Below are 11,372 nucleotides of genomic sequence, written 5' to 3'. Positions count from 1 at the left end.
ACATGTCATGATTATGAAATCATTTTTCAGATTCACCTTAGGAGCTACGGCTGAAGTTGTTCAATGGCTAAATCAGATGGCAGATAAGCCGGATGTTAAGCGACAACCAAAACGGCAACCAAAACCAAAACCAAAGAAAAAGCAGTCTGACGTCGTCACCATTCCCCAAGGTGTTGGTGCGGGACTTCAGTTTCATCCAGATGAATCTAATCCCACCTTTGCCCAAGGAACCTATGAGCTACCTATTCAAAAGATTTTAGCTCAGCACCTCACGCCAGGAGATGTCTTTTATGACATTGGGGCCAATATTGGTTTCTTTAGTACCCTGGCGGCTCGATTAGTTGGAAAATTGGGGCAGGTGTATGCGTTTGAACCAGTATCGAAAAATGCAGCCAGAATTCGTCGTAATGGCAAGCTAAACCAGTTTTCACAGATTAAAGTGTTTGAAAAGGCAGTTTCTCAAAATAGTGGTAAGGGGAATCTGCTATTAGCCCAGCATTCTGGAGGGGCAACACTTTCAACCGTTGGTACGCCTCCGGATATGGCTGGATCGGTACAGGTTGATTTAATTTCTATTGATGATTGGATAAACAAGAAAAAGGTAAAACCTCCCAGTCTTGTCAAAATAGATGTGGAAGGGGCAGAATTACAGGTTATCCAAGGGATGTTAGCAACCATCCGAACGTTTAAACCTATTCTCCTGTATGAAGTTGATGCTGCTCAGCTAGGAGACTTTCAAAAAAAACAAGAAGAATTGGATGCCTATGTTAAAGACTTAGGGTATCAGATCGCCCACCTTGAAGCAGCCTATGATGTGCCTGGGTGGCATATCGGACATGCGATCGCAATCCCAGCAGAACCGAGTGAATGACCTAGCCCCAACAGCGATTAAAACTGAATTTATTCAAATTATAAAAAGGAAAAGGGAATGAACACGTTAGAACTATCCATCCCTCAAAACATACCTCTGGAAAACTCAATTACCCCATCCGAGTGTACCTGTCCGAATTGTGGCCATCAAGGATTGTCGATTTTTTACGACGTTCGCCAGGTGCCTGTGCATAGCTGTTTGATGCTGCCAACTCAGGAAGATGCCCTTAACTTTCCTCAGGGTGATGTCATTTTGGGTGTTTGTGCTGAATGTGGCTTTATTACGAACGTAGCCTTTGATCCACAATGGTCTGCCTACGCACCTAATTATGAAGATCAGCAAAGCTTTTCACCCACCTTCAATCAGTTCGCCCTTGACTTAGCTAACCGACTTATCGATAAATACGATTTGCGTAATCAAGATATTATCGAGATTGGCTGCAGTAAAGGAGATTTCCTGTTATTGCTTTGTGAGTTGGGGGGGAATCGTGGTGTCGGCATTGATCCCAGTGTTCTACCAGGACGGGTCCAAAACGAAGCTGCGAGTCGGGTCACCTTTATTCAGGATTACTATTCTGAAAAACACGCCCAGTATGTGGGAGAGTTCATTTGCTGTCGTCATACGTTAGAGCATATTCAGCCCACAGCTGAGTTTCTTAAAACCGTACGAACCTCCATTGGCGATCGCCAGGATACCGTTATTTTCTTCGAAGTTCCTGACACCATCCGTGTTTTGCAAGATCTAGCGTTTGAAGATATCTACTACGAACACTGCTCCTACTTCACCCCTGGCTCCCTAGCTCGCCTATTTCGCTCCTGCGGATTTGAGGTTATTGATCTTTATCGAGCCTATGGCGATCAATATTTACTCATTGAGGCTAAGCCGACTGCAACGAGGGCTGAACAAGTTCATCCCCTAGAAGAAACTCCAGCACAACTAGTTCAGACTGTTCAAGCCTTTATTACTCGAATTCAGCAGAAATTGGCCCATTGGAAGCAAACCTTAGAGCAATTCCAAGCCAGTGGTAAACGTGTGGTAGTGTGGGGTTCAGGCTCCAAATGTGTTTCCTTTCTCACCACCCTTGATACCGTTGATCTAATTCAATACGTTGTTGATATTAATCCCCATCGTCAAGGTAAATTTATACCGGGTGTTGGCAAAGAAATTATGGCACCAGAATTTCTCACAGACTATCAGCCAGACCACGTAATTGTGATGAACCCCATCTATCTTAGCGAGATTCAGCATAGTCTTGATTCCCTCGGCGTTATCACTCAAGTGATGTCGGTATGATGAGTGTCATCTGTCTTCTTTTCTATTTGAGCTATGTATGACTTTGGAATTATTGGTGGAGGCATTATCGGTTTAGCGACTGCTATGCAGCTAGGCCAGAGGTATCCAGATGTGAAGATTCTGATTCTGGAAAAAGAAAGCCATTGGGGCCACCACCAAACCGGTCATAACAGCGGTGTTATCCATTCAGGAATTTACTATCAGCCCGGTAGCCTAAAGGCAACATTTTGCCGCGATGGCAATCGCTCCATGGTGGAATTTTGTCGGGCCTATGGCATTGACCACGACGTCTGCGGCAAAGTCATCGTTGCCACCAAATCAGAAGAGTTACCACAGCTGGAAAAGCTTTATCGCCGGGGTCTAGAAAATGGGCTTCAGCTGACTAAACTTAGCCGCCAGGCAGTTCAGGAGATTGAACCCCATGTTAACTGCCTGGCTGGTATTCGTGTGGCTTCCACTGGCATTGTGGATTACAAACAAGTTTGCCAACAATACGTAGAGCTGATTAGAGAACAACAGGGAGAATTGCGACTGAATACAAAGGTTCAAAAGATTGTCGATGATGGTAATGGTCAAATTTTAGAAACGAATCAGGGCGCTTTTAAAGCCCGTTTTGTGATTAATTGCGCCGGACTCTATTGCGATCGCATTGCTAAGCTCGCTGGTATGAATCCAAGGGCACAGATTGTCCCCTTCCGAGGAGAATACTATGAACTCACCCCGACAAAGCGTTACCTCGTCAAAGGGCTAATTTATCCAGTGCCCAATCCCAACTTTCCGTTTCTAGGGGTTCATTTCACCCGAATGATTGATGGCAGTGTGCATGCGGGTCCTAATGCCGTCCTTAGCTTGAAGCGAGAGGGCTACAAGAAAACCGACTTTGATTGGCAAGATTTTGCTGAAGTTATAGCTTATCCAGGCTTTTGGAAATTAGCCACAAAGCATGCCAGTGAAGGCATCCAGGAAATGATTCGCTCCTTTAGTAAAGCGGCCTTTGTGCGAAGCTTACAACAATTGATTCCTGAAATTCAGGCTGACGACATAATTTCCACCGAGGCAGGGGTACGGGCTCAAGCCCTGAGAAATGATGGCAGGCTGGTGGATGATTTTCTCATTATGCGAGCACAGAATGCACTGCATGTATGTAATGCCCCTTCTCCAGCCGCCACATCGTCCCTGACGATTGGCAAGACGATCGCTCAGCAAGCTTACAAACTAGCTGGTTTAACGACGGTGAAGACTGTTTAGCCAGTGATCTGTATAAACCACACCAACAATCATATCAACTCTTTATCCGGCTACAAATGCATACACTATCAACAAAGTATAAAGCTGAAAAAGAAATATACGCCTCTGAAAATCAGATGTCAGACCAGGTGCGTAGCATGTGTCCTGTATGTAGCACTTCAGATTGGAACATTTTTTTTGAAATGTTAGACGTTCCAATCTTTTGCAATGTACTTTGGTCAGACCGTCAAGCAGCCATCGACTGTGCTAGAGGGAATATCCGCCTCTCCTTTTGTCATCACTGCGGGTTCATCGGCAATAGTGAATTCAATCCAGAGCTTCTGGAATATACAGAATTCTATGAAAATTCGCTAGACTTCTCTCCTCGTTTTCAAGAATATGCAAAAAACCTGGCATTGAAGCTAATCAATAATCACGACTTACATCATAAAGCTATCATTGAAATTGGCTGTGGCAAAGGCGATTTTCTCGTTTCTCTCTGCGAGATGGGGGACAATCGCGGCGTTGGCTTCGATCCGACCTATGTCCCTTTACCAGAACACAAGAGACTAGGCAATCGCGTTCAATTTATCCAGGATCTTTACTCAGAGGACTATGCACACTACCAAGGTGACTTTATTGTCTGCCGACACACCCTTGAGCATATTCAAAATCCAACGGCCCTATTAAATAACCTTCGGCGGGCCATTGGCGATCGCTCCAACACAACCATTTTTTTTGAGGTGCCCAATGGGCTAGATACCTTTCACCATATGGCAATATGGGATATTATCTATGAGCACTGCTGCTATTTTACGCCGATCTCTTTGTCCTATACCTTCACGCGCAGTGGATTTAATATTCATAACCTAACTGAAGAGTTTCGTGGGCAATTTCTTTGCATAGAAGTTTCCCCTGGAAATTCATTAGAAGCCACGACTAACTCATTAACAGATGACGTCAAAAAAACTACTCGTGACATTAATACCTTCGCAACAAAGTTTCGGAGTAAGGTGACAACCTGGCAGCACGAACTTGAAAAGAGTCTGGCCCAAGGGCACCGTGTTGTCGTATGGGGAGCAGGTTCTAAAGGTGTAACCTTTTTGAATATACTCAAAACTCAAAGCCGAATTGATTATGTAGTTGATATTAATCCACGCAAGCAAGGAATGTATATAGCTGGAACGGGGCAAAGAATCGTCTCCCCAGAATTCTTGCAAGACTATCAACCAGACGTTGTACTTATTATGAATTCGATATACAAACATGAGATTCAACAAACTTTGGAAAGTTTAGGATTAAATCCTGAGCTGAGAAGTGTTTAAGATTTGTAAGCATTAAGTTCATGGTTCTTATGAGCTTAATGCTTACAAATCCTAATTCCTTAAACCCGATTCAATATAGATAGTCTTGTAGGGGCTGTGCCTTGCCAGTCCTAGGATACCGGGGTCTAACAGCCAGGATTCGGATCACAAGAACCATAGTTGCGGAACCTAAACTGGGTGCCCCTCAGGTGAAAATCTGCCAAAATGGCAGATTTTCTTTCTTTGACTTGTCTATAGTAATGTAACTTTCTGGCTTGGCAGCTATCGAGTTCTATATTGCCGTTGCTGATTTAGGGGATGAACCGCTCAGTTAGATATGCCATATGACAGTATCTTTCAGATGAAATCATCTCGAGGATCAGCAACGCCCTATATTTCCTACCTTGTCAGATTAGCAACCACTTATAAAAAAAGGTAATTGACATGGCATCGACGACACTCTTTATGAAGCCTACAGGAGCCGTTTCCTATACGCCTAATTATGTAAGAGCCGAATCTGAAGGTGTTGCCTTTTCTAATTATAGTTTAACAACAACTGACTCACTGACAAATTCCGAGACAAAGGCTTTAGTTAAAGGGGGAGTTGCAACTGCTATTTCCGATGCATTTGCATTTTTCTCCGGCGATTCCAATTTTGCGACGATTTTTGGTGCTAGTGAAGCCTCGGGTGAAGGCATTGACGGCGGCTATAGAGGCAGTAGCTCTAGTGAAACAGAGGTGGTTGTAACGTTTGATGTGAGTGACCGGCAACCCCTTTCATTCGATTTTTCTACCTATATTGATCTTGAAGCTAAAGAAATTGAAAATCCAGATGCTGAATATAATCGGGCCACTGCAAAAACAGCTTTTCTGGTGTTAGATACCTCCCAACCGAAGGCTAAGGTGTTAGACTATTTTGGCTTTCGAGGGAGATTAGTTACATCGAAACAAATCGGTAATATTAGAAAAGGAAAAAGTACCGGAATTCGAACCGCACTCTCCAATATAGAAAAGAATCTAGTGAAAGATGTGGGAGGTAACAATGGTAATGATTTCATCTCAGCTGATTTTAGCGGCACCTATGAAAAGACCTTCAAGCAAGATGTTTCTCGAGTCACCATTGTACAACTGACTGAAAGTGAAACTAAATTTGCCGGTGATACCCTGATCGGCAACCTGGGACCAGGGGTTATCTATGGCACAATTCGGAGAGACAAGCTTCATGGCACCAACCGTCAAGATAGAATATATGGCAGTTTAGGGAATGACCGCATCTATGGACGCTCAGGGGACGATATTCTCGAAGGTGGCTTAGGAAAGGATAGACTGTGGGGCAATGCTGGAAACGATAAAATCCATGGTGGAGATGGTAACGACGTTATCTGGGGCGGCTCAGGCAGTGATTTGCTTGCGGGTGGAGATGATGCCGACACGTTTGTCTTTAATCGGTTGAAAGCAGGCGAAGTTGATAAAATTCTCGATTTTGAGGTTGGTACTGATAAAATCCTGGTGCAAGGGGTCGATAGTTCTGCTGTTAAACGGAGGCTTTTCCAAAACATAACAGATACATCCTCAGGTGCTCAATTCACATCTAAAACAGGCGGACAAGTGTTGTTTTCAGGGGTAACTGTGGCTGAACTGGGCAGTGCCGATGTACTCTTCGCTTAATAACCTTTCAAAGTTGGCAATCATACTCAAGCCTTAGTAGCCAAGATCCTTATTATTCAAGGTCTTTAGCCATTAAGGCTTGAAGTCATATCCGGCTCTCCTTAGTAGTCATAAAACAACGAGGAATTATATTATCAGGGTTACCATAGTAATCTAGAATTTCATAGGTTCGCAGGATCATAGATTCTATTAACAGTGTCATATTTTTCTTGACCAAAAGCTGCTCTTCTGGTGAGACATAAGGCACGTCTGTTAGTAAATCTGCCGTAATCTGATCATGGGCACCTTCCTCATTAATATGGGCATGGAGCAAGATAGGACGATAAAAATCAGATGGCATATTCAATGCCTGACAGCGTTGTTTGAACAATTCATGAAATACCTTATCATCCTCTTCAAATAGCATCAGAGCCGTCTTAAAACTAAGAGGATGCTGTCTAGCAAAGACTCCTAGAGCGGCACATACCGTGAAGGTCATAGGCAGGGGTTGGAGCTGTGCCAGTTGTTCTGACTCAATACCAACACTTTTTAATGACTTCTTAATTAAATGATCATGATGCAGCTCAGAGACAAAAAACTCCTGAAGCAAATTCTGAGTCATTGTTGTTTCGTATTGAGCCAAGGCAGGGGCTAACAGCCGAGGACAGAGGTGGGTAACATGATAGGATTCCAGGGCATAGCCAATTAACTGCTCTCTAGACAGCGTACCATCTGCCAACTGTTGCGATAAGGGTGACGGAGGAAACTGTTGCTTAAATCGCTTCAGAAATCGGGAAAGTTCTCGATAAAATTGGCGTCCGGTGACTCCAGATACCCTGGATAGATCTCGGGTCTCAGTTAATAATCCACGCTGGATAAACTCATCCAGTAGTTCTGGAATTTGGTTTTGAATATCTGGACAAGCCTGGCTTAGCTGCTTTAACGATAAATTGCCAATTTGTAATAGCCTTAAAAAGTGAAGGATCTCCTGCTGGCCTTCCTCTGGAATGGTGATAGCGCACCCCTGGTCACGATGGCGAATTTCAATCTGCGTATCTTTAAACTTAAAGAGTACCTGATCCTTAAATGACAGTGGTTTTTCTTCTAGCCTTTGTGCTGATGGCATGTCATCTTTCCCCATTAATTAATTAATAGTCGTCGTAATAAATTGGGCGTCTCCAGATAGTAGTGGCCAATAGCTCTGTAGAAATTACTGTACATTTCCACAAACAGATGAATTTGTCCCTTAAATCGTTGCACTGTTTCTGGATCAATATGGGGAATCTCTTGAAAAATACTCCGACCCAAATTAATTTGCTTATGTTGTTGTTGAGTACTGACTAATTCTCCTATAGCTTCAATAAAACAACTCCCTAATTCATCCCTTGAAATTGTCGTAAGATAACATTTAAAGCAATTTAATATGCTATCGAGCAAGAGGCCTAGAATACTGAAGAAAAACAACGGTTCAAAGTTTGCCCAAAACGTCAACCCGTTATACATTGACATTGTCTCTGGCAGTGGCAATGTAGAAGCCAATTCTTCAGGCGTAATGTCAATGTTATGGAGCGCTTTCACCATTATCTGCTCATAGCCATAGGTTTGAGCATAGAATTCATTGAGTAGGTATCGAACCTTGGTGGAGCCCTGAAAACCCAGTGTGGGAGACTGGAAAGAGCTGATGTGGGAGAACAAATGGTAATGTTCTAACACAAAGCCAGAGATAACGTTATCTGATATTTCAGGATTTGCTAGCTGAAGTAACTGCCATAAAGCAATATCTTTAACACTATGGCCAAATAATTTTTGATTTAGTAATTTCTGGGATAATGCTTCTAACTCTAGTAAAGTCTCTTGACCTGAATGGATTGTCACTGCCGCAGCATTATCGACTAACCCCTGATCATCTAAACTACACAATAGTTTAGTAATCGCTGTAGGTTCCTCAGGAGAACATAGCTGCTGGAGTTCATGTAAGCTTCGAGTTCCATCCATCAGCAAAAATAGTTTGTATAATCCTTTCCCCGATGGCTGATTGATTGGAAAAGCAAACTCTTGGCCATACTGAGAAAGAATCAGCTGATTGTTGTAGAGATTAATTTGACAGGCTAATCGAGGGAAAAAATCTGAAGCAGCTGTCTGCTTTGGCTTTTTGGTGCTTAGCTTAGTCTTTTGGCCTGAATCTGAGGTGCTATTTACCTGCAGGTTAGGAATTGTAATATTAGACATCGACTGATTTTCTAAAGATTAAGTCGTTATCGGGCTGTATTGCTTATGCTCTGGCCATATCTGAGATATAAGCATTTTTTTATGTCTAGAGACTTTCCAGGTATATCTAGAAAGTCTCTAAGGTGTTTGTCCTGTAGAACAGGATGCCTCAAAATTACAGGGCTAAGGCACACACTCCTAGGGTGATGCCCATAGAAACTTATAAGATGACAGCACACCAAGGTAAGTCACCGTCTTTGGTAGGGTAGGGACTACAGACACACGGAATATATTTGGGTTTTGGATAAGGTCGGTGACCACCGTGATAGCAAGGAATCGGCAGTGGATAGGGAATCGGCTGGGGAGGAAGGGGGAGTGGATAAGCAATCAGTTCTTCTGCTTGAAGCTCCACTGAATCAGCTTTAGCCTCAGTTGGCCCAGCTTGAGGCTCAGCTACAGCAATTGTCATCCCACCTTGAATAAGGGAAAGCTCCTCAGATGTGAGGTCTTCTAAATTATCCAGATTCTCAATTTTAAAGCGCTTATTTACCATGATATTCCCCCTGGTTTTCACTATCTACGGTTACATTTCGCCAAGATTATTTGGCTATATTGCCTCTTATTCTGTTCCTTGCAGCAAGAGATATGTTGCCAATTTGGCATGGGAACTGGTTTGATTCAATCCGGTTAGATCCATGGGAGAAAATCCAGTCTTTTAAATCCAGGCAATAGCGATAACACTGCCTTCCGGAGTTCACATACAAAGAAAATGTCGACCTCTCGGACGAGAGGTCGACAACTATGGATAAGGGGCCCGTTTGCAAAGATGATATCTATAAAACTCTTTCTTGTTGATCAAGCAATTGCTTAACTGTTAATACTATCCGCATTTTTGTTAGTTGACTGTTCCAGGCAGAACGAGGCAAGAGCGGAATTGGCTCAATAGACTGTGGATCTGAATTATCTATGTCTTTTGGGGGATTGCTGATAGTCGTCTCCATATCTACCTCATGATGTTGTCAATGCTAAGGATTCTTCTGCTTGCCAACTGGTGGACCATTGCACCTGATCGGCAGTGAAGTGCAGCGAGTCTGTTTTATCCCAGGGGGCATCAACCGGTTCTTCCATTAACTCAAATTCACCGTTATCAAAGGGGAGACCATCGGCCTGTCGCTTAAGCTGCAACCGTTCTCGCTTACCCTGTTGGGCCTGAGTCAAGGCACGATGATGACAGTAAGGATTGTTACCGCGACGGTCAAAGAACACATGGGAGGTCCAGGTACAGCCGCCGCGACAGAGTTCGGCAAATTCACAGGTTTTGCAGAATCCCCACAGATGGGCGGTTCCCTGGGGAGTTCCTGCCCCCAAGTTAAAGCGTAATTCTTCTGTGGATTCAACAATATCGCGCAGGTTGCGATCGCGAATATTCCCTCCCGTATAGGCCGCCGTTGGCAGCGAAGGACATCCCTTAATAGCACCGTCAGCTTCAATCCCCAAGGTGGAAAGTCCTGCCGAGCATCCCCGCCAAAAGGCCCAGTCATTGTCTTTGCCACGGCCCCGCAATAAGCGCTCGTAGGGACCGTAGTAACCAATGTTATTGCCCGGTTGCAGTTGGAGGCCTTCGCGTTGGGCTCTTACCGCAATCCGAGCCAGCATCGGATACAGATCCAACAACTCATAGGGCTGCAGCAGAATCTCCGCATGGTCAGCCGCATGGCCCATAGGCACCGTTAACTGCAGCTGCCAGGCCCCAGCCCCCGCAGCTCGAATATGCTCATAAATAGATGGCAACTCTGGAGCAGACAGTCGATTAATTTGGGTATTACAGCCAAAGGGAATGCCCACTTCGCGCAGATGTCCCATGGTTTGAAATGCATACCGCCAAGCCCCATTCCGGCCCCGAAGAGTATCGTGGGTGGCCTCTAATCCGTCAATGGACACAGAGACAGTGGCAATCCCCGCTGCTTTCATCTTGGTGGCGGTGGCCAGGCTAATGCCGTAGCCCCCCGTGGTCATGGTGCAGCGCATGCCAGCCTGATTGATGGCTGCTGCAATCTCCAACCAATCTGGCCGCAGAAAGGCTTCTCCACCGATGAGGGTGACTTCTTTAATACCTACCTCAGCCATCTGCTGAACCAAATCCAGGGCCTCTTCAGTGGAGAGCTCTTTAGCGCGAGCCTGTCCTGCTCGTGAGCCACAGTGACTGCAGGCCAGATTACACTTTAAGGTAATCTCCCAGACAGCGTAGCTTGTGCGATGATATGCCATGGCCACTAAAGAATCTCAGGGGGAGTAATCACGCCATACATTGGCTGAAAAATGGGACCATCAATGGGTTCGATCACAACACCATACATGGGTTGTGGCCCTGGAATAGGAGGTGGTTCAGGGATAGGAACGGGGTGACCGTCTGCTGGTGGTTCGATCACAACACCATACATGGGCTGAGCAATGGGGTCATCGATGGGAAATCTCCCAGGTCGTTTAAACAACCAACCAGAATACTTGGGGTATAGTCGCAACCAGCCACCCACAGCACCTACCAGCTCTGCTTCGGAGAGTTCATGAAACTGGTTTTGTTCTTTGAGATCTAGGATCTTTAGGGTGGCAGATTCAAACTCATCCTGGGAAAAGTCATACCCAGCGTCCTGTAAAAATGATTGCACCTGATCTGCCGATCGTTGTTGCAGCTGGGTGATAAATGTAGAGTCTTTGACCAGGCGCACCAAAAACTCTTTGACTTTTTCTAGGATGTTGTTAGGTAGCATACCCCTTATCCCCATTGATGATTGGCTAAATGGTTGGTGATAGCGTTTAGTGTG

10 protein-coding genes are annotated in these 11,372 nt (G+C 44.6%); 5 read left to right on the top strand and 5 right to left on the bottom strand.

From position 1 onward, the window contains the following. Positions 1-13: 13 nt before the first annotated feature. The 5 genes from IXB50_RS03295 (at position 14) to IXB50_RS03275 (ending at position 6,363) form a co-directional block, all read left to right on the top strand. The gene (locus tag IXB50_RS03295; protein WP_215607510.1) at positions 14-871 is read left to right on the top strand and encodes an FkbM family methyltransferase; all 858 of its coding nucleotides are present in this window, start codon (positions 14-16) and stop codon (positions 869-871) included. 57 nt (positions 872-928) lie between these two features. Beyond that, complete coding sequence (locus tag IXB50_RS03290; protein WP_215607509.1) at positions 929-2,164, top strand: class I SAM-dependent methyltransferase; 1,236 nt, start codon at positions 929-931, stop codon at positions 2,162-2,164. A gap of 33 nt (positions 2,165-2,197) precedes the next feature. Then, the gene (gene lhgO / locus IXB50_RS03285) at positions 2,198-3,412 is read left to right on the top strand and encodes an L-2-hydroxyglutarate oxidase (protein WP_215607508.1); all 1,215 of its coding nucleotides are present in this window, start codon (positions 2,198-2,200) and stop codon (positions 3,410-3,412) included. 116 nt (positions 3,413-3,528) lie between these two features. After that, entirely contained in the window at positions 3,529-4,716 is a 1,188-nt protein-coding gene (locus IXB50_RS03280; protein WP_407658785.1) for a class I SAM-dependent methyltransferase, read from the top strand. Between the two features lie 423 nt (positions 4,717-5,139). After that, positions 5,140-6,363 (top strand): calcium-binding protein, encoded by a 1,224-nt coding sequence (locus IXB50_RS03275; protein ID WP_215607506.1) that lies wholly within the window; start codon positions 5,140-5,142, stop codon positions 6,361-6,363. Positions 6,364-6,448: 85 nt separating this feature from the next. On the opposite strand, the gene IXB50_RS03270 is transcribed toward IXB50_RS03275, so the two are convergent. From IXB50_RS03270 to IXB50_RS03250, 5 genes are all read right to left on the bottom strand, one after another. Beyond that, complete coding sequence (locus tag IXB50_RS03270) at positions 6,449-7,468, bottom strand: iron-containing redox enzyme family protein (protein WP_215607505.1); 1,020 nt, start codon at positions 7,466-7,468, stop codon at positions 6,449-6,451. Between the two features lie 14 nt (positions 7,469-7,482). Further along, the gene (locus IXB50_RS03265; protein WP_215607504.1) at positions 7,483-8,571 is read right to left on the bottom strand and encodes a hypothetical protein; all 1,089 of its coding nucleotides are present in this window, start codon (positions 8,569-8,571) and stop codon (positions 7,483-7,485) included. 199 nt (positions 8,572-8,770) lie between these two features. Continuing rightward, positions 8,771-9,103 carry a hypothetical protein gene (locus IXB50_RS03260; RefSeq protein ID WP_215607503.1) on the bottom strand — a complete coding sequence of 111 codons (333 nt, stop codon included), beginning with the start codon at positions 9,101-9,103 and terminating at the stop codon, positions 8,771-8,773. A 455-nt stretch (positions 9,104-9,558) separates the two neighbouring features. Further along, entirely contained in the window at positions 9,559-10,818 is a 1,260-nt protein-coding gene (locus IXB50_RS03255; RefSeq protein WP_215607502.1) for a nif11-class peptide radical SAM maturase 3, read from the bottom strand. A gap of 5 nt (positions 10,819-10,823) precedes the next feature. Further along, complete coding sequence (locus tag IXB50_RS03250) at positions 10,824-11,318, bottom strand: Nif11-like leader peptide family RiPP precursor (protein WP_215607501.1); 495 nt, start codon at positions 11,316-11,318, stop codon at positions 10,824-10,826. Positions 11,319-11,372: the final 54 nt, after the last annotated feature.

It is taken from the genome of Leptothoe spongobia TAU-MAC 1115 (assembly GCF_018739885.1).
Lineage (GTDB): Bacteria > Cyanobacteriota > Cyanobacteriia > Phormidesmidales > Phormidesmidaceae > Leptothoe > Leptothoe spongobia.
This window is presented reverse-complemented; position numbering and strand designations above follow the sequence as displayed.